This window comes from Staphylococcus ureilyticus, assembly GCF_025558845.1.
GTDB classification, from domain to species: domain Bacteria; phylum Bacillota; class Bacilli; order Staphylococcales; family Staphylococcaceae; genus Staphylococcus; species Staphylococcus ureilyticus.
This window is the reverse complement of sequence record NZ_CP094825.1, coordinates 1,844,686-1,865,145: the sequence shown is the minus strand read 5'-3', so window position 1 is coordinate 1,865,145 and position 20,460 is coordinate 1,844,686. Positions and strand designations below refer to the sequence as shown.

Annotated in this window: 19 protein-coding genes; 15 read left to right on the top strand and 4 right to left on the bottom strand. The window is 32.0% G+C overall.

Annotated elements, in window-relative coordinates:
- Nucleotides 1-38: 38 nt before the first annotated feature.
- Nucleotides 39-1,034 carry an LLM class flavin-dependent oxidoreductase gene (locus MUA21_RS09275; protein WP_262561122.1) on the bottom strand — a complete coding sequence of 332 codons (996 nt, stop codon included), beginning with the start codon at nt 1,032-1,034 and terminating at the stop codon, nt 39-41.
- Nucleotides 1,035-1,178: 144 nt separating this feature from the next.
- On the opposite strand from MUA21_RS09275, the gene MUA21_RS09270 reads away from it, so the two are divergent.
- The 6 genes from MUA21_RS09270 (at nt 1,179) to MUA21_RS09245 (ending at nt 6,618) form a co-directional block, all read left to right on the top strand.
- Complete coding sequence (locus MUA21_RS09270) at nt 1,179-2,186, top strand: NADP-dependent oxidoreductase (protein ID WP_073343765.1); 1,008 nt, start codon at nt 1,179-1,181, stop codon at nt 2,184-2,186.
- 17 nt (nt 2,187-2,203) lie between these two features.
- Complete coding sequence (locus tag MUA21_RS09265; RefSeq protein ID WP_107525457.1) at nt 2,204-3,211, top strand: zinc-binding alcohol dehydrogenase family protein; 1,008 nt, start codon at nt 2,204-2,206, stop codon at nt 3,209-3,211.
- A gap of 344 nt (nt 3,212-3,555) precedes the next feature.
- Nucleotides 3,556-5,121, top strand: coding sequence for a BCCT family transporter (locus tag MUA21_RS09260; protein WP_046208405.1), 1,566 nt, complete (start codon nt 3,556-3,558; stop codon nt 5,119-5,121).
- Nucleotides 5,122-5,264: 143 nt separating this feature from the next.
- The gene (amaP, locus tag MUA21_RS09255) at nt 5,265-5,801 is read left to right on the top strand and encodes an alkaline shock response membrane anchor protein AmaP (RefSeq protein ID WP_073343754.1); all 537 of its coding nucleotides are present in this window, start codon (nt 5,265-5,267) and stop codon (nt 5,799-5,801) included.
- 12 nt (nt 5,802-5,813) lie between these two features.
- Nucleotides 5,814-6,053 carry a DUF2273 domain-containing protein gene (locus MUA21_RS09250; RefSeq protein WP_019468675.1) on the top strand — a complete coding sequence of 80 codons (240 nt, stop codon included), beginning with the start codon at nt 5,814-5,816 and terminating at the stop codon, nt 6,051-6,053.
- A 58-nt stretch (nt 6,054-6,111) separates the two neighbouring features.
- On the top strand, nt 6,112-6,618 hold the full coding sequence (locus MUA21_RS09245; RefSeq protein WP_046208404.1) for an Asp23/Gls24 family envelope stress response protein: 507 nt from the start codon (nt 6,112-6,114) through the stop codon (nt 6,616-6,618).
- Nucleotides 6,619-6,675: 57 nt separating this feature from the next.
- On the opposite strand, the gene MUA21_RS09240 is transcribed toward MUA21_RS09245, so the two are convergent.
- The gene (locus tag MUA21_RS09240; protein WP_262561120.1) at nt 6,676-8,625 is read right to left on the bottom strand and encodes an IucA/IucC family protein; all 1,950 of its coding nucleotides are present in this window, start codon (nt 8,623-8,625) and stop codon (nt 6,676-6,678) included.
- Between the two features lie 100 nt (nt 8,626-8,725).
- Here MUA21_RS09240 and MUA21_RS09235 point away from each other — a divergent pair, with 100 nt between their 5' ends.
- The 7 genes from MUA21_RS09235 (at nt 8,726) to MUA21_RS09205 (ending at nt 17,608) form a co-directional block, all read left to right on the top strand.
- Nucleotides 8,726-9,901: an MFS transporter gene (locus MUA21_RS09235; RefSeq protein ID WP_262561119.1), complete on the top strand. Its 1,176-nt coding sequence runs from the start codon at nt 8,726-8,728 to the stop codon at nt 9,899-9,901.
- Nucleotides 9,898-11,655: an IucA/IucC family protein gene (locus MUA21_RS09230; protein ID WP_262561118.1), complete on the top strand. Its 1,758-nt coding sequence runs from the start codon at nt 9,898-9,900 to the stop codon at nt 11,653-11,655. The genes MUA21_RS09235 and MUA21_RS09230 overlap by 4 nt, the downstream gene beginning before the upstream one ends.
- Before the next feature lie 2 nt (nt 11,656-11,657).
- Nucleotides 11,658-12,719, top strand: coding sequence for an alanine racemase (locus tag MUA21_RS09225; protein WP_107525462.1), 1,062 nt, complete (start codon nt 11,658-11,660; stop codon nt 12,717-12,719).
- Between the two features lie 94 nt (nt 12,720-12,813).
- Nucleotides 12,814-13,824 (top strand): ABC transporter substrate-binding protein, encoded by a 1,011-nt coding sequence (locus MUA21_RS09220; RefSeq protein WP_046208399.1) that lies wholly within the window; start codon nt 12,814-12,816, stop codon nt 13,822-13,824.
- 12 nt (nt 13,825-13,836) lie between these two features.
- Nucleotides 13,837-14,871 (top strand): FecCD family ABC transporter permease, encoded by a 1,035-nt coding sequence (locus tag MUA21_RS09215; RefSeq protein ID WP_262561116.1) that lies wholly within the window; start codon nt 13,837-13,839, stop codon nt 14,869-14,871.
- A complete protein-coding gene (locus MUA21_RS09210; protein ID WP_073343733.1) occupies nt 14,868-15,830 on the top strand; it encodes a FecCD family ABC transporter permease in 963 nt (320 codons plus the stop codon). Before MUA21_RS09215 ends, MUA21_RS09210 begins: the two co-directional genes overlap by 4 nt.
- 404 nt (nt 15,831-16,234) lie before the next feature.
- Entirely contained in the window at nt 16,235-17,608 is a 1,374-nt protein-coding gene (locus tag MUA21_RS09205) for a YjiH family protein (RefSeq protein ID WP_262561115.1), read from the top strand.
- Nucleotides 17,609-17,712: 104 nt separating this feature from the next.
- Here the strand turns inward: MUA21_RS09205 and MUA21_RS09200 are convergent, their stop codons facing one another.
- Together MUA21_RS09200 and MUA21_RS09195 are read right to left on the bottom strand one after the other, a co-directional pair.
- A complete protein-coding gene (locus MUA21_RS09200) occupies nt 17,713-18,030 on the bottom strand; it encodes a heme oxygenase (RefSeq protein ID WP_046208395.1) in 318 nt (105 codons plus the stop codon).
- Nucleotides 18,031-18,212: 182 nt separating this feature from the next.
- Nucleotides 18,213-18,473: a SunI/YnzG family protein gene (locus MUA21_RS09195; protein WP_046208394.1), complete on the bottom strand. Its 261-nt coding sequence runs from the start codon at nt 18,471-18,473 to the stop codon at nt 18,213-18,215.
- A 177-nt stretch (nt 18,474-18,650) separates the two neighbouring features.
- On the opposite strand from MUA21_RS09195, the gene MUA21_RS09190 reads away from it, so the two are divergent.
- Together MUA21_RS09190 and MUA21_RS09185 are read left to right on the top strand one after the other, a co-directional pair.
- A complete protein-coding gene (locus MUA21_RS09190) occupies nt 18,651-19,151 on the top strand; it encodes a metal-dependent hydrolase (RefSeq protein WP_262561114.1) in 501 nt (166 codons plus the stop codon).
- A 116-nt stretch (nt 19,152-19,267) separates the two neighbouring features.
- The gene (locus MUA21_RS09185) at nt 19,268-20,455 is read left to right on the top strand and encodes a UTP--glucose-1-phosphate uridylyltransferase (protein WP_107525463.1); all 1,188 of its coding nucleotides are present in this window, start codon (nt 19,268-19,270) and stop codon (nt 20,453-20,455) included.
- The last annotated feature ends 5 nt before the right edge of the window (nt 20,456-20,460 follow it).

Below are 20,460 nucleotides of genomic sequence, written 5' to 3'. Positions count from 1 at the left end.
CAGTTTTGAATCCATGTTATTTACTCATTCTAAAAGGCTTAAAATGTATTATTTTCAGCTGCTAATAATTGTAGTAAGTTTTTGCGATTTGCTTCACCATATACATGTGGCTGTATCATCATTTCATCTGCATTATATTGATTTGCGATAGCTTTAAGTTGAGTGAAAACTTCATTTGGCAAACCACTGATAACACGTGCTTTATTTTGATGCATTTTTTCTATTTCTCTAGTGGATGGCTGTCTTTGTTGCGCAAATGTAATTGATGGATAATGACTAGGTTGTTTTAAATAATTAATGCGTAATAGCCATAGATGAAAAGCTTGTTCTAACTCTTTGATTTTTTGAATGTCATTTGCTGTGATGACAAAAGTTGAAATAATAACATAAGGTGTTCGGTTTGGATGAAGTTCTGAAAATAGCTTACGATAAACAGCGATAGATTGTTTAACTTTATTTTTATTTTTCCCCATTAAAGCGGTGACAAAAGGTAAGCCGTGTTGTGCAGCGAGTTCAGCGCTATTTTGACTTGTGCCTAATAAATGCATATTAGGATGCGTTGGGATTAAAGGCGTGGCGTATAATCCAGGAAATCTTTGCTTTTGAATGTCATCATTAAAATAGTTTGTTAGATCCACAATTTGTGTTTCAAAATCAATGTTAGCTGTTTTGTTTTCATTTAACGCTTGATTTACATTTTTAAAACTGAAAGAGCGGCCAATGCCTAAATCTACTCTACGAGGGTGACGTCCTTCTAATATTTTAAAGACTTCTGCTATTTTATAAGCACTATAGTGGGGAAGCATAACGCCACCACTGCCAATGCGTATCGAAGTTGTATTTTCTAACAAAGCCATCATAATCATTTCTGGAGCACTAGAAGCAACTGACAATACTTTGTGATGTTCAGCAACCCAAAATCGGTAAAAACCTAATGATTCAGCAAGTTGAGCTAATTCAACAGAATGATTTATCGCTTGAGTGGTGTCACTACCTTCAAATATTGGGACATAGTCTAGTATACTTAATCGCATGTTTACATTCTCCTTCATTACAATCATTTAAGTGCTCTATTCTGTTTATCATAACATGTGGACAAAATATCAAATAAGCGATTTGATTGATTGCATCACCTCATCACTATAAAATAGAAGAAAAGATGAAATGGAGGCAAAATAATGAAAACAGAAAGCATTGTATTAGCAAAACGTCCAGAAGGTATACCTTCGGATGATGTATTTAGATACGAAACTGTTGAAATAGATGAGCCTAGTAAAGATGAGATTCAAATTGAAGCGATATATATTTCGGTAGATCCATATATGCGTGGCAGAATGGATGATAGTAAATCTTATATTCAACCATTTCAATTGGATAAACCATTGGCAGGACATATTGTTGGAAAAGTAATACAATCCAATGCTGATGGTTTTGAACAAGGCGATTATGTTGTAGGTATGCTACCTTGGCAAAAACACACAAATGTATCAGCACAAAGTGTTACGAAAATTACCCAGCGAGACATTCCACTATACTTATATCTTAGCGTACTAGGTATGACTGGCCAAACAGCATATCACGGATTGCTAAAAATTGGACAACCAAAAGAAGGGGAAACAGTTGTTGTATCTGCAGCTTCAGGAGCTGTGGGTTCAGTAGTAGGTCAAATTGCTAAACTCAAAGGTGCTCGTGTAGTTGGTATTGCAGGTGGAACAAGTAAAACAGAATATTTAACTGATCAATTAGGATTTGATGCTAGCGTAGATTATAAAGCTGATAACTTCTCAGAAAAATTAGCTCAAGCGGTGCCTGATGGTGTAGATGTTTATTTTGAAAATGTTGGTGGACACATTGCAGATGAAGTTATGAAACACTTAAATCAATTTGCTAGAATTCCAGTATGTGGAGCGATTTCTGGTTATAATGATAAGGGTATCGAGCATGGTCCACGGATTCAACCAATTTTAATAAAATCACAAGCACTTATGAAAGGGTTTGTTGTGGCTAATTATGCAGACGACTTTAAACAAGCTAGTCAGCAACTTGCACAGTGGGTAAATGAAGACAAAATAAAAACAAAAACTTCAATCGTAGAAGGATTTGAAAACGTGCCTAATGCATTTAGAAATTTATTTACTGGAGACAATTTTGGTAAACAAGTGGTCCAAGTATCAGATAATTTATAGCTAAAGGAGATGCACATATGAAAGCAATTGGTTCAGACAAACCGTTTACATTAGATGAGGGTAATCAATTTTATGAAATGGATATAGAGACGCCAAAACCTCAGCAGCGTGAGTTATTAGTACGTTTAACAGCTATTAGCGTTAATCCAGTAGATACGAAAATTAGACAATCGTCTATAAATGAGTCGCCAAGAATTCTAGGTTATGATGCTGTAGGCATTGTAGAAGATTTGGGTGAAGATGTTAAACAATTTAAAATTGGAGATGAAGTTTATTACTCAGGCTCACCATCATATCAAGGCTCAAATCAGACCTATCAACTTGTTGATGAACGCTTAGTAGCATTAAAGCCAAGTAATATTAGTGATACAGAAGCGGCAAGTTTACCATTAACTGGTTTAACAGCATCAGAGACACTTTTTGATGTTTTTAATATTTCTAAGAATCCTGAAGAAAATAAAGGTAAATCCTTATTAATAATTAATGGGGCAGGTGGCGTAGGCAGTATCGCGACACAGATAGCAAAATATTACGGATTACATGTCATCACCACTGCATCACGTGATGAAACGTATAATTGGTCAAAATCATTAGGTGCGGACATCGTGTTGAATCATAAAAATAATTTGACAGATGAATTTAAAAAATATGAAATTAGTGAAGTAGATTATATTTTTTGTACTTTTGATACGGACTTATATTATGAAAAAATGATTGAACTTGTAAAACCACGTGGTAAAATTGCGACAATTGTTGCTTTCAATCATGAGCAAGATTTGAATTTACTAAAGCCTAAAAGCATCACCTTTACTCATGAATATATGTATTCAAGACCTTTGAATCAAACAGAAGATATGGCTATTCACGGTACGTATCTAAAAGACATCACTGATAAAGTAGAATCTGGTGATTATCAACCAACAGCAAATGAAGTGTTAAAAGGATTAACAGCAGATAATATTTTTGAGGCGCATAGAAAAATGGAAAATCATAGAATGATCGGTAAATTGGTTATTTCAATTTAACAAAAGTGAAAAGTATTCTTAACGAAAACACCGTTAGTTATATATAAATTATTGTTAAATCATATGTGATATGCCAAAGCGATTTGATTAAATTAAGAGCTTTCAAGGAGCAAATGCAGTCAAGTTATTATATTTGATTGTTATTTTGCTCCTTTATTTTTTCAACATAACAGTCTATCACATGTTCGGTATCATCATTTTCACTTTTTAATATATGTGTGTCTTAAAATAAAAGTTATATATAAATTAAAATGTTAAATGCAATTAAATTCATAAATTACGCATATTAGCACGATGTAAGGGTATATGTGACACATAAAGTAAAGGGAGAGTGTCATGTTAATATGCGATTTAGAAAATTAACAGTGGTTTTTTGGGTAGCGTTAACGATTTGTACGCTATTTGTTATATATGGAGCAATTGCGCCTAAACAATTAGAATCGGTTACACAAGCAATTACCAATTTTATTGCAGTAAATTTTGGATGGTATTATTTACTATTAGTATTAGCCATTTTAGTTGTATCTATCTATTTATTATTTTCTAGATATTCAACAATAACTTTAGGGCAAGAGGGAGAAGATCCAGAATTTTCACTTAAATCATGGTTTGCAATGTTATTTAGTGCAGGTATGGGGATAGGCTTAGTATTTTGGACAACAGCTGAACCCATCAGTCACGCATTTACTTTAACACCGATACATAAAGCAGGAACACAAACTGCTATAAATGAAGCGATGCAGTTTTCATTTTTTCACTGGGGTATACATGCGTGGGCAGTGTACGGAATTGTTGGACTCGTGTTTGCGTACTTTAATTTTCATAAAGGATATCCTGGATTAGTTAGTGCTACATTAAGACCCATTTTGGGTGAAAAAATGATGCGAGGCCCAATAGGTGGCGCAATCGATGTGCTTGCAATTATTGCCACAGTAACTGGTGTTGCTGCGACATTAGGTTTTGGTGCATTACAAATTAATGAAGGGTTGAATTTCTTATTTAAAATACCTTCTAATTTTGGTACACAAGTTGTGATTATCGTTATAGCTACAGTGTTATTTACCTGGTCTGCTTGGTCCGGTATTGATAAAGGCATTAAAAACTTAAGTAATATTAATATGTTTTTAGCTTTTGTAGTTTTGATCGCATTATTTTGTGTCGGTCCTACGTTAAACATTTTAAATATGTTTACGAATTCATTGGGTGATTATATTGCTAATTTCTTTAATATGAGTTTACGTATCCCACAAGCAGGTGGAGAGAAATTCCAATGGTTGCAACAGTGGACAATCTTCTACTGGGCATGGTGGGTTTCTTGGGCGCCATTTGTTGGTATATTCATTGCTCGGGTTTCTCGAGGTAGAACAATTAAAGAATTTATTTTAGGTGTACTTTTTGTACCAGCACTTGTTTGTTTTTTATTCTTTGCAGTATTCGGGGCATCTGCAATTTATTTACAGCAAAATGGTATTGCCAACATTGCTAAAGAGGCAACTGAAACTGCAACATTTGCAACGCTTGAGCATTTCCCATTAGGATTTTTACTCAGTATTATTACGCTCATTGTAATTATGATTTTCTTTGTTACTTCAGCAGACTCAGCAACTTACGTGCTTGGTATGTTGAGTTCTAAAGGTAGTATAAACCCATCCGGTATAGTAAAAGTAAGCTGGGGGATTATTTTAGCTTTATTTGCGATGATTATGATTTATACAGGTGGTACACAATCAATACAAAATTTATTAATCATTGCAGCTTTGCCTTTTTCAATCGTCATTATCTTTATGATTTGGTCACTATTCAAATCATTATCAATTGAAAAACCGCGTCCTAGCAATAAATTACTTGTTTCTGATGAAAAGTATTTACAATATCGAAAATCAAATCAAGATCATGAAAAAAATACCTAATTACAAATGCATCATGGCAGTGATTAAAATTATTTTACCAAATACATTATAATTTCAATTTAAAATGTTTTTACGTTTATTTAACGGGGTATAAAGATGTATGACATGTACATATAATTTGACTATAGGAGGTGTCATACGAGGTGAAGCGAATTAAAAATTTTATACTAGGTCTATTAATCGTAGTCATCGTTGGTTTTTTACTATTTATGTATATCAAAGATTCTAGAATTAGTGAGTACCAGGACTACTTCAAGCAATTTAATTGGTTTGAACCAACGTTAATTGGCTTATCAGCTTTGTTGATTTTAATAGGTCTAATACTTGTATTTAGCTTGTTTAAGCCTACGTATAGAAAACCTGGACTTTATAAAGACTATGAAGATGGACATATTTATGTCTCGAGAAAAGCAGTTGAAAAATCTGCATACGATACACTTGTAAAATATGACCAAATTCGTCAACCAAATGTTATAGCGAAACTATATAACAAGAAAAAGAAATCACATATTGCTTTAAAAGCTGATTTCTTTGTTCCGGGTGATGTTCAAGTTGGTTCATTAACAGAAGAAATAAGAAATGACATTAAACAAAATGTTGAGCATTTCACTGAATTACCAGTTTCAAAATTAGAGGTTAACGTTAGAGATCAAAAAGCCTCAGGCAAACGTGTGTTGTAAGGGAGGGTTATCATGGCTAACAATAATAACCAACAAAGACAAGATTCTACACAAGAAGTTGTTGATTTTTTCAAAACATTTAAATGGAGAATAATTGGATTTTTAGCATTTCTAATTATCGCTATATTATTTTTAACGTTAGGTTTCTGGAGTACAATATTAATTATTGTTTTATGTTTAATTGGTATTGGTATTGGGTATACTAAAGACCGTAAGCAAGATTTTTTAAATTTCTTAAATCGATGGAGTTAATTAATTTAAATAGTACATTATTAATTTTAAAATCTTATATAACAAAGGAGAATTAATTATGGCAGTAGATAACAATAAAGCAAAACAAGCATATGATAACCAAACTGGAGTAAACGAAAAAGAGCAAGAAAAACAACAACAGCAGCAACAACAGCAACAAGAACCAGAATTCACGAACAAGTTAACGTTCTCAGACGAAGTTATTGAAAAAATTGCTGGTATTGCCGCACGCGAAGTAAATGGTATTTTAGAAATGAAAGGCGGCTTCGTTGATAACATTTCTAGTTCATTCGGAAGCAGCAACAATGTAACACAAGGTGTTAGCGTTGAAGTAGGCGAAAAACAAGCTGCAGTTGATTTAAAAGTTATTTTAGAATATGGTGAATCTGCACCTAAAATTTTCCGCAAAGTAACAGATTTAGTTAAAGAACAAGTAAAATATATTACTGGTCTTGAAGTTGTAGAAGTGAATATGCGTGTTGAAGACGTGATGACTAGAAAAGAATGGTCACAAAAAAATGAAAAAAGCCAAAATTCAAGCAACGAAAATAAAGGCTTACAATAACGCTTAATTTAAAAACTACCGGTAAAGGTAATCCTTTACCGGTAGTTTTATATATATTTATTTCTGATGTAAAGGATTGTCAACTTTAATATAGGTATAGTAATCCGCTGCATCAGTCAAACGCATGGTTGTAACACATTTATAATCTATTTTGGGTGCCAATAGGATTGATTTTATATTTTTCACGCGTTGTTGGTCATCTATATCATTTGCAATATCATTTAATTTAGCAATTAAAATATCTCGAATCAATTGCCAAAGTTGCTTTTCAAAATTAGAATCTTCACTTGATTTTGTAATACTGACAATTAATTCACCGAGATGATTTTGAATACTTGAATAAAAAACTTTATTAAATACTGTTTGAGGTTGATCAGATAAAATTAAAGATTTTTCATGAAAACTTGCAGTACTATAACCCATCTTATTCAAGCGTATGCGATCGATACGTAACCCCTCAAAATCACGTATATAAAGCCTATCTAATCGTCCATCTTCACTAAATGTAGCGATTGAATTTTGTAAATGTGCTTCAAGGGCGATACCGTATTTCACATATAGAGGAATCGTGATATCTATTAATGCTTGACCGTATTGATTTATCCAAGATAAAGCAGCGATTTCAAAGGTCGGAAACTTATTTTTTTCTTTATATTTGTTAATTAACGAATCAATTAATGGTTCATTATTATATATAGTTGAACTAACTAACGCTGAAGGGATGATAGGTGTAGTTTCATTTTTAATTAAATGATAAATATTGGTTCTAAATAATGTACCTAGTTGTTCACTTCTTTTAGTTCTGGTAGTGACTTTGTCCAATGAATTATAAAAATGAATACCGGCAAGTTCATCAATTGTATCAGCGTTTATATACTTAAATAATGAATCTTTTTGTTTTATATCATTAAGGATATGTGTTACTTGTGGACCATTTATTGTAGTTTGCTCAGATAATGTTCTAATCTCACCAGTAATATGAACATTGGTTGATAACTTGATATGAGGTGACTTTTTAGGATATTTGGGCATTAAAGTTCTAAATGATAATCCTGCGTAATAAGATTGTTGATAATCAATTGGTATCAATCGATTTGTTTTTAATTCTTCTTTATATTCTTGTAATAAGATATGGTCGTATTGCCATGGATGGACGACCATGACGTAATATTGATTAATTTGATCGCGACCAACATGATCCATAACAGTTGCTTCTAATCCTTCAAATGATTTAAAAAGTAAATCATTTTCTTCTCCAGTATAGGTCTGCACTTTAGCGATTGATTTATGTATTAAAACAAATTGTAAGGAAATGGCGTTACTAAATTCAGCCGAATAATTAATTACAGTTTCTGGTGACATTCCTTTACGTAATTTAGCACCCGGATGAATAGGGTGTCCTTCTATAACAAATTGTTCAGAACTCAAATAACTGTCTTCTGCATTCATGATTAATTCATATAAGCTTTTTTTATTGTTTTCTAATGTATATGCTTGATAACTTAATGCAATGGCCATATTTGTGACACTGTTGTTCAAATCTTCATAAAATTGTGTACTAGCATCATTATCTAGCTCTGGTGATATCGTTAAAATAATATTTAATATTTCATTTGGATGTTGGACTCTATTGTAATTTCCGTTGTCTTCAATATAAAATGGTCCTTGAACGTCTAGTCGATCAAATGCATGATTTCCTGTAATCGTTGCATATAGCGTCTTATTAACTTTCGGGAACGCAATGGATAACAATTTGCTGTTTGCTGGTAAGTGCACAATGTTCAAATCTTGGTTAGAAATAATCTTACTGTAACTCCGACTGTCTATTAAATTTTCTCTATGTAATGAAGAAATTAATCTTTGAGATATTTTATCTCGACTTTCTAAAAGCATATTTAAAAACAATTGTGCCCATTGTTCATTGATTGATAATAAATAATCAAATGCATGTTGTTCATCATTGTTCATTTTATTTAATAAATTGTTGTTAATACTTTTTGAATTCATAAAGCACCTCTAAATATTATTTTACAAAAGTATAGGATATTTGTATAATCCATAATATCGATAATGATAATTATTATCAATTAAAAAGTCGGGTGAAAATATGGCAAAGTACTTTTTTTCAAGTTCTTTCCTATTGTTTTTAGGAAATTGGATTGGACATATCACTTTAAATTGGTATGTGTATTCGTTATATCATAACGCAATTTATCTTGGACTGATTAATTTTTTCCGCCTTGTACCTATTTTGCTCATAAGTGTATGGGCTGGTGCAATAGCAGATCGATATAATAGGGGGAAACTACTGAAAATAACTATCTCTTCCTCTTTTCTACTTACCACTTTACTGTGTGTCTTAATCTTTCAAGATTGGGATATACCGATTGTAGTATTTTTATTATATTCTTTGGGTAGAGGTATGATGAGTGCAATAGAAACACCAGTACGTCAATCTGTACTACCAGATTTGTCGAAACGCTTAACAACAACTCAGGTGGTTTCGTACCATTCATTTATTATTAATATTTGTCGATCAATAGGTCCTGCTATAGCTGGTTTAGTAATGGCAAACTATAACGCACAAATAAGTTTCATTATACAAGCGATATGTTACTTAATATCCCTGATACTATGTTTGCCTCTAAAGTTTGAACAACCGCATTATAATGAAGTGGAAAAACAAATGAGTATTAAATTTGTGTTTGAATATTTTAAGGATAATAGCGTGGGTACAAGGATATTTGTAACATCTTTGTTTATCATGGCTAGTGGTTTTACATATACTTCACTATTACCAGTTTTAACAGATAAGACGTTCTCTGAACAAGTCACAATGTTTGGGACAGCGATGACATGTTGCGCAATAGGTGGAATTATTGCGACGATGATTTTACCTAATTTATTAGAAAATATTCCTATGGTAAAGATGTATTATTATAGTTCGATATTATTTGGCGTCTCTTTGTTAGGCAGTATTAGCCAGAATACGATATTATTTTTTATTTCAATATTCTTAATCGGTCTGTTCAGTCAATGGGCGCGTACAACCAATAGGATTTATTTTCAACATCGTGTTAAATCAGAACATCGAGGGAAGGTATTAAGTGTTGTAATGATGGATAGGGGGATGATTCCTTTAGGTGCTATGATCATGAGTTTTTTAACAGAATATATAGGTGTTATTGAAACATTTATAATTATGGGATTAAGCACCTTAACGATTGCATTAATATTTGACATGATTAACAGACAAAGAAGAAACGGAGGCAATGTTGTATGATGCATCATTTATGGAAATCAGCAGATTTAAATATTCAATATCGCATGTTTAATGCGATTCTTAAAGAACATATTTTTCCAAAGAAAATGTTTTTTAAATCTTTTGATAACTGCGTAGAACTACAATATAAAGGACAAGCATTAGCTGTTAACTATATCAGAAAGAGTCCGTTAATGCGTTATGTTTTTGAGGGTGAGCTACGTTATATTAAAGGTGATGCAAGTGTCACTATTAAAACTTTGGAACAATTACTTGAAATATTAACAAATCAATTTGATATTCCTATTAGCGCTAGACTAACTGCAGAGTTACAATCAAGCCGAGAAGGTTTAGCGATGAGTTATGAAAATTTTAAGCATAGACAATCTAACATTCGTGATAGTTTGAAATTTTCAAGAATGCCTATGACCATCAACTTTTTTACATGGCTTCAACATATGAAAGAAAATAATGGTGTAAATGATTTAATTTATTCTGAAAGTCTTGTAGAGGAAGGCCATCCTACGCATCCTTTAACTAAAACTAAGCTGCCATTAACGAAAGAAGAAGTTAAATTATATGCGCCGGAATTTGAAAAAATTATTCCATTGAAAATTATGCTTATTCATAAACAATTTTGTATAGCAACTGCGATGGAAGGTGATGAACAATATATCATCAATCAAGTCATTCCTGAATATAAAGATAAAATAAAAGTATTTCTAGCTTCACATGATTTAGAATTAGCAGATTATCGCATTATACTTGTACATCCATGGCAATATGAAAATGTTATTCCACAACAATTTGGTCATTGGATAGAAACACAACGTCTTTTAGCGACGCCTTTTGACATAGAATCCAAAGCAACATTGTCTTTTAGAACAATGGATTTGCTCGATAAATCTTTTCATGTCAAGTTACCAATCAATGTACAGGCGACAAGTGCAGTGAGAACTGTTTCATCAGTCACCACCGTTGATGGCCCGAAATTAAGTTATGAGTTACAAGATATGATGGATGTATATCCTCAATTGAAAGTCGCTATGGAGCCCTATGGTTTACATGCTGATACAGATGAAGATAGCGCACGACAATTAGCTTGTATCGTGCGCTATCAGCCACAAATTTCAAACACTGGTCTCACGATAGTAACAGGAAGTTTAGTCAACAGAAACCCTGTAGATAATCAAATTATTGTTGATAGTTATATAGAATGGCTTGGTTTAAAAGTAAGCAAAGCTTCAATTAAAACATTTATTAGTAATTATGCATTAACGCTTATAAAACCATTAATAGCGTATATCCAAGATTATGGTATTGCTTTAGAAGCACATATGCAAAATACCATTGTTCATTTGGATCAAGAATTTAAAATGGAATTTTTGATTAGAGATTTAGGAGGCTCAAGGATTGATTTAAATACGTTGAGGGGCCGATTACCTCACATTAATATTACTAATAAAAGTTTAATAGCTGAAAATATTGAAGCGGTAATCGCAAAATTCCAACATGCAGTCATTCAAAATCAAATGTCAGAACTAATCCATCATTTTACACAATATGAAGATATTAAAGCAGATGAATTATTTGAACTTGTGCGTGAAGCTGTTGAACAATCTATTGACCCTCAAAAAGCACATGCGCAAATATTACGACAAACCTTATTTGGATCCAAGATTAATGTAAAAGCATTGTTACGCATGAGAATGGAAGGTAAGGTTAAAAATTACTTAACTATAGATTTAGATAACCCTTTAAGTAAAGAGGTGTAATTATGGCAAAGATCAAAGTAAATCTTTCTAAAATTAAGTACAATGCCATGACTTTAAGTGCGCTTTTAAGTCAGCACCATATTGATTTTACACCTGTGATTAAATGTGTGGCTGGTGATGAAAAAATCGTTGAAATGTTTAAAAATATTGGCATTACACATGTTGCAGACGCAAGGATCAGTAATATTCAAAAAAGTACAGATAAAGCAATGTCTTATACATTAATTAGAAATAGCAACCGTAATGAATTAGAAAATTTAGTTCATTACGTTGACACAAGTATTCAAACTGAATTGGCAACAATACGACAAATCAATGAAATCGCAAGTAATTATGATGTGAAACATAATATATTGTTAATGGTTGATTGGAAAGACGCTAGAGAAGGTGTTTTGACTTACGATGTGATTGATTATATTAAAGAAATTATTAACATGCATCATATCTATCTTAAAGGATTGGCTTTTAATTTTATGTGTTTTAATGCAATTGCTCCGACTGAAGAAGATGTTAAGCTGATTAATCAATTTATAACTTCAATCGAGGAAGTCATGCATATGCAATTCGATGTTATCTCAGGTGGCAACTCTAGTATGCTATTACAAATGCTTTATAATGACTTAGGGAAAATTAACGAATTAAGGATCGGAGAAACTTTATTTAGAGGCATTGAAACGACGACGAATCATTCATTTGATACTTTATATCAAAATGCCATCATTTTAGAGACAGAAATTGTGGAAATTAAGCCACGCATTAACGTAAATGATGGTCAACATTATTTACAAGCAATTGTAGATATAGGAAATTTAGACACAGACGTCAACGATATTCAACCATTACATCATCAAGTGAAAGTTTTGGGAGCAACGAGCGATCACCTTATGATAGATTTGTTAAATAATGAACATTATCATATTGGAGATAAAATTCAGTTTAGCCTAGGTTACAAAGCTTTAGCGCAAAGTATGTTTGTGCCTAATTTACCAAAAGACTATAAGCGTGATGATATCATTGAAAAAATGTGTTATCCCCAAATTAAGGGAATATTGAATAAAATTTGATTTTTATCAAGTTTTAATAAAAAAATTATTGACATTGAGAATCGTTATCAATAAAATTAGATGTGTAATGATACATATCTAAGGAGTGAAAACGATGAAGCAAAGATCTAAATGGATGGGTCTGTTATTAATTACAGTAACGCTTATCTTGCTAGCGGCTTGCGGTAAGGTTAGTGACAATGGTTCTGACCAATCTAAAAATGACGACAAAAGTAAAAACGGCACAACGATAAAGCATGATGGGGGAACAACGAACATTGATAAAAAACCTAAACGTGTAGTTGCACTTGAGTTTTCATTTGTTGATGCATTGGCTGCATTAGATATTAAACCGGTTGGTGTGGCAGATGATGGAAAAAAAGAGAGGATTTTAGCACCGATTCGTGAAAAAATAGGTGATTATCAATCAGTGGGTGCACGTAAACAACCAAATTTGGAAGAAATTAGTAATCAGAAACCAGATTTAATTATTGCAGATAGCAACAGACATAAGGGTATACAAAAAGATTTAGAAAAAATTGCCCCAACGATTATGTTACCAAGCTTTGATAGTGATTATAAAGATAACCTAGATGCTTTTAAAACAATTGCTAAAGCTACAGGTGAAGAAGATAAAGGAAAAGAGAGACTAAAAAAACATAATGAGTTAATGGATAAATACAAGAAAGAAATAACAATGGATAAATCACAACCAGTATTAGCGACAGTCATTGCCAAATCTGGTTTGCTCGCACATCCAGAAAACACTTATGTTGGTGAATTATTGAAAGAATTAGGCTTTAACAACGCGCTTAATAAAACTGAAACAGATAACCTATCTAAATATTTGAAAGGACCATATTTACAACTAAATTCAGAAGTGCTTTCAGATATTAATCCAGGACGCATGTTTATCATGGTGGACAAGGGAAAAAATGATCCAAACTTGAAAAAACAAGAAGAAGAACCAGTTTGGCAAAGTTTAGATGCTGTTAAAAATGATAGAATTGCAGTTGTAGATAGAAATACTTGGGCTCGTGCACGAGGCATCATTTCTTCTGAAGAGATAGCTAAACAATTAGTAGAGATTTCAAAAGATGAAAAAAATGATAAACAACAAAAGTAAGGTGAACGGTAAATGACTAAGTCTAATAGCATTAACCAAACCAAAACTGAAGATAAGAAACATAATAAACGCACAGCACTCACATTTATTGTGAGTGTGTGTGCGCTTTTTGTGATTATTTATTTTAACTTAAGTGTAGGAGCATCTCATATTACATTAAATGATTTTAATGATTATTTTTTAACGCATTCACATACTAAACAAACATTTTTAATACATAATGTACGAATCCCAAGAATGTTAGCAGGATTATTCATAGGTGCAGCGCTAGGGTTAACAGGATTGTTAATGCAAGCAATGACTAGAAATCCATTGGCTTCTCCTCAAATATTTGGCGTAAATTCTGGCGCATCTTTCGTTATTGTATTGATTACTATGATCATGCCTTCATTGTCGACTTATGCCACGATATTCGCTTTTATAGGTGCATTTATAGGAGGGCTTACGGTTTATGCATTATCTGGCTCAACAAAAGGGATGACACCCATTAAGTTAGCGCTTGCTGGAATGGCTATCCATTTATTTTTTTCAAGCATGACACAAGGCATTATCTTATTAAATGAAGATGCTACATCAACGGTAATGTTTTGGTTAGTAGGGTCTTTATCGTCGATTACATGGACGCAAGTTTTAGGTATCTTGCCGTGGTTGATACTTGCATTTATTTGTACAATTATCATTTCTAAACAATTGACAATCATGGAATTAGGTGAAGATTTAGCAACTTCATTAGGCCAAAATGTTAAATTAGTAAGAATGATTATTGGTATCTTAGTTATTGTACTGGCAGGTACTTCTGTTTCAATTGCAGGTCCAATCGGTTTTGTAGGTTTGATTGTACCGCATATCGTTAAACATTATATTCAAACAGATTATAGATTAATGGTTCCTTTAACAATGATTATCGGCGCAAATTTATTATTATTATCTGACGTTTTAAGCAGATTGATTGCCTTTCCTTTTGAATCACCTGTAGGCATAGTAACGTCATTTATAGGTGCTTTTTATTTCTTAGCATTTACAATAAAAGGGGTGAGAAGGCTATGATGAGACCATTCATATTTCGATATTCGTTTGTCACAGTATTGTTATTGATTGCGTCGATTGCGTCTCTTTCGATAGGTGCTGTATTCATCAATCCGTTTGAAGCAGTAAGTAGCCTTTTTACACAAAATAATTTTATTATTAACGAATATAGAGCACCAAGAATGTTTTTAGCATTAATTGTAGGTAGTAGCCTTGCCATTTCTGGCGCATTAATACAGGGCGTTGTAAGAAATGCTCTAGCTTCCCCTGATGTGATTGGTATTACCAAAGGTGCAAGTTTATCTGCTGTTACAATTATCATGTTATTTCCATCAGCGCCTTTATTTATATTACCGTTTGGCTCTTTTGCAGGTGCATTAATTATCAGTATGATTTTAACTATATTAATATCAAAATTTAATGTAAAAGGTTCTAAGTTAGCGCTAATTGGTTTAGCGATAGGTGCGATATGTACAGCAATCGTGCAATATATGCTCATACGTAACCCGCTTGATGCTAATACGGCATTAGTCTGGCTGACAGGTAGCTTATATGGTCATAGTATGTCAAATGTGTGGGTGATATTACCTTGGTTTATTGTTACATTACCAGTGATATTTTATTATTGTCATCAACTAGATATTTTAACATTAGGAGATGATATAGCGATTGCACTCGGAGCAAAAGTGAAAAAAGTAAAGGCAATACTTTTATTTTTAGCTGTTATTCTAGCAGGTGCTTCAATATCTGTTGTTGGGGGTCTAAGCTTTTTAGGACTTATTGCACCTCATATGGCTAGACAGTTAGTTGGTCACAAGCACAAACATATTACATTTATGTCTGGTTTGTTAGGCGCTTTAATTTTAATGATAAGTGACAGTCTAGCGAGAGGTATTCACCCGCCAATTGATATTCCAGTTGGTGTTATCGTCGCTATTGTTGGTGTGCCTTATTTTCTATTTTTATTAAGAAAATTATAAATTTAATATATAAAAGATTGAAAAAGAAAACGCTTTCATTTAAAATAGAGGCTGAGACACAATAGATTCGTATTAGCCTCATTGCATATTGACAGTAAATGACTGAGCTGAAAATAAAAGTCCACTTCATTTTTTATCGAGTTAAAGGGACTTATGCATGAGCGACAGCTCAAGTAATTAATTTATAATTTTTTCAATTCTAGTCATGCTTGCCGGGGTGGGACGACGAAATCTATTTTATAAAATTAGATTTCTGTTCCACTCCCTTTTATTATCTATAAAAAATAATGACATTAAAAAGACATAAAAATTTGATTTACATATTTATACAAAATAGGTTATAATTATTGCTGTTGCTTTTAAAGTGTTTATAAAAATATATACACACCTAAGGGGTGAACAAAATGGACGATTACAGTAAAGCACAAATTATTAAAGGAAGATTAAAATTCATTTTGATGTCAGTTTTGGGGATCATACTATTTTTGATTCCTGTAACTGTGACTGAAGATGGCGAAAAGCAAACAACTTTACCAGTGGCATTTTTAGCAGGCTTATTAAAAGATTTATTAGGTGATGCGATGCCATTAATCATTGTAATAATAATAACTATTTCAGGTGTTTTATCTATCATCTGTTCGACGGTATTAAAAAATAAATTGCAACCTGAAGGATTAATGAATAATGCATTTAATGTCAAATTTGTTTGGCTTATTTTAAGAATTTTAGCCGTTATTTTTGTCTGGATGACATATTTAAAAATGGGATCAAAAGCAGTTTATTCTGCTGATACTGGTGGTTTAGTGTTTGAAAGTTTATTACCAACGCTTGTATCTGTATTTTTCTTTGCTGCGCTTTTTTTACCTTTATTAATGGAGTATGGCTTATTGGAATTATTAGGACCTATTTTCAGACCAATCATGAGACCATTATTCACATTACCAGGACGTTCGACAGTGGATAATTTAGCATCATTTATTGGTGATGGGACAGTTGGTGTTTTAATAACAAGTAGACAGTATGAAGGTGGTTTTTATTCTAGACGTGAAGCGACAGTTATAGCCACTACCTTCAGTGTAGTATCATTAACCTTTGCAATTGTAGTTGCAGAAACAGTACATATGCAAAATCATTTCTTTTATTTTTATTTATCAGTAATTGTATCATGTATTGTATGTGCTTTGATTTTACCTAGAATATGGCCGTTGAGTACGATTAAAGATGAATATTCAAAAGAAGTATATGAGGAAATGCGTACTGAAAAGTTACCTGCAAATAAAACTGCTTTGAGACATGGTTTTGACATGGCTACTGAAACTGGAATCAAAGCACCAGGATTCAAATCGTTCTTTAAATCTGGTTTTAAAACAGTTATAGATATGTGGTTCGTTATATTACCAGTTGTGATGAGTGTTGGAACTTTAGCTACGCTCATTGCGACTTATACTCCAATATTTGGAATTATAGGTAAACCTTTTGTTCCTTATTTAGAGTTATTGCAAATTCCAGAAGCTGCACAAGCTTCAGAAACTGTCTTGATCGGTTTTGCTGACATGTTCTTGCCATCTATTTTAATTGAAGGCGTTGGAAATGACATAACATTGTTTGTCATTGGTGCTTTAAGTATTACGCAGTTGATTTATTTATCTGAAGTGGGTGGCGTGATTTTAGGATCTAAAATCCCAGTTAGTATTTTTAAATTATTTGTTATTTTCTTGATTAGAACAATCATTGCTTTACCGATTATTGCATTAATGGCCCATCTTTATTTTAATTAAATTAAACAAAATAACACACACATAAACTCATATTTGAAATTATTTTAAAAGTGATTGACCTTTAAAACGTTTCTTATATGTGTAAATGTGTGTGTTTTATTTAATTAGTGAAGTTTTGTTAAAACAGTTGCTTTAACGATTTTATTTCCTAAAATAGGTGATGGTTCATCTTGTGAAGAAGTGTTTCTTTGGCTGTGCGCCTCTTTAAAAGCATCACTTTTTAGCCAACCATTAAAAGCTTCTTCATTTTCCCACCACGTATTAACATACATTTGGTCGTAATCTGTCTCGTCGTCTATTAACCATACTTCAATATGATGAAAGCCATCTAAATCTTGAATTTTTCCACCTTGTGTAAATTTCGGAGCTAGCTTTTCAGCAAACCCTTTCTTAACATCTATTCGATTAGTAACTACATACATATTTTCCACCTACTTTCATATTGATATTTTTAGTATAGCATTTAACTAAACTGTTATCTGATTGAAAACCCTTATTTATTATTTCATGTGTTTGCATATAAAAAGAAGTGAAATCCTATTTTTCAGAATTTCACTTCTTTTTATAATCAATTAAATTCACTAAATTTAACTTTTAGTGACTACTATTTTGTAATTTCATTATAAACTTTTTGATCATTTTGTGTGTAAATAATGTATTCATGGTTATCAGTATCGATGATAACACGATTAGTTTTTCCAAATGTAGAACCAATACGTGAAACTTTATCTCTATCTAATTTTGGAACTGCATGGATATTTTGATCTTGTGAAACATTTTTAATCTCGCTTGTTGGAATCTTAATATCAGCGACTCTCCATTGAATTCTTACTTCATTGTTATCTTTTTTTACTGTCATTGCCATATCGTGAACACATCCTTTAAATTATTTATAGCTATAGCATACAACAAAAAGTAATCGTTTTCAAGTGATTGTGTGATACTTTTGATTATTATGTCATACTATTTATCTTTTGCGAAAGTATGTTCGCATTATTGTGGATTTTATGGTAAAATTTAGCCGAGAAAAGGGGCAATGAACATGACAGGCAAAACTCACACATCATGCGGTTTGTTAGTAGGTGCATTAACTATAGAATACTATCATACAGATTTATTTACATCGATAACAATAATGACACTTGCAGTTATATCAAGCTTATTACCTGATATTTGTCACACGCAGAGTAGAATTGGCAGGCGATTCAAAGTATTAAGTTTTTTTGTTCGTATACTGTTTGGGCACAGGACATTCACACACTCGTTATTATTTATTTCTATAATTGGTATCCTATTATATATTATTCAAACACCAAAGTATTATTTAGTTTCAATTATCCTTGGTTTGCTTTCACATGTTATACTAGATATGTTAACGCCTAGAGGTGTAAAGTTATTATATCCAATACCGTTAACGATTAAATTCCCCTTAGTTTTTAAAACAGGTGGCTTAGTAGACTTATCGTTAGCAGGCGCGCTTTCAATAGGTGCACTATACGTATTATTCAAACCATTCTTCAATCATTTCTTTTTAAATTTATGATGATTATGGTTGTGATTATATTTGTAATAATATAAAGTGCATATAGTGAAATTATATATTCCTATTAGATATAAGATATATTTTTTTATCTATTTTGAATATAAAGGAGAGAGGACATGTTAGATAAGAAAGAGTTAGAAAAGTTTAACCAAGAACATCTAATAGAATTTGAAAAATTAATGAGTAATAATGAAAAAGAACAATTAGCTAGTCAAGTGGATCAATTAGATTTAACTTACATTCAAAATTTATATCGTGATTTGTATTTAAATAAACAAATAATAGATGACATATCTTCAGTAAATGAAGTGAAATACGATATCAAAGAAAATTTCTCTGAAGAAGAAATTAAACAATTTGAACATGTTGGCCTAGAAGCTATTAAAAAAGGAAGATTTGCAGTAGTTTTAATGGCAGGCGGACAAGGCACACGATTAGGATACAAAGGACCTAAGGGTGCATTTGAGATTGAAGATGTGAGCCTATTTGAATTACAAGCACGTCAATTACTAGAATTGAAAGAACAATCGGGTGTTTATGTAGATTGGTACATTATGACAAGTAAAATAAATGATAGTCAAACTCAGTTGTTTTTTGAAGAAAAAAATTATTTTGGATATGACAAGAACCACGTTCATTTCTTTATTCAAGATAATATCGTTGCATTATCTGAAGAAGGAAAACTTATTTTAGATGTAGATAGTTCTATTTTAGAAACGCCAAATGGTAACGGTGGTGTATTTAAATCACTGAAAAAAGCAGGCTATCTTGAAGATATGACTGAAAACGGTGTTGAATATATCTTTTTAAATAACATTGATAATGTTTTAGTGAAGGTGTTAGATTTGTTTTTTGCAGGATACACTTTCCAAAATAGTATGGATATTACGACGAAATCGATTCAACCTAAACACGGTGAGAGTGTTGGAAGGTTAGTTAAAAATGCTGATAAAGATACCGTGCTTGAATACTCTGAACTAGAAGCGGAAACTGCAAACCAATTAAATAATGCAAACATTGGTATACATATGTTTAAGTTACAATTTATTAACGCTGCTGTAGATAATAAATTGCCTTATCATTTAGCAGTAAAACAGCTTAAACAATTGGATGACGATTTTGGAATTATTGAAAAGCCCGCTTTAAAATTTGAATTATTTTATTTTGATATTTTCCAATATGCACATAGTTTTCTTACATTACAAGTGCCAAGAGAAGAAGAGTTTTCTCCGTTAAAGAATAAAGAAGGGAAAGATAGTGTAGAAACTGCTACAGCTGATTTAAAACGTTTAAATAGGATCTAAGAAAA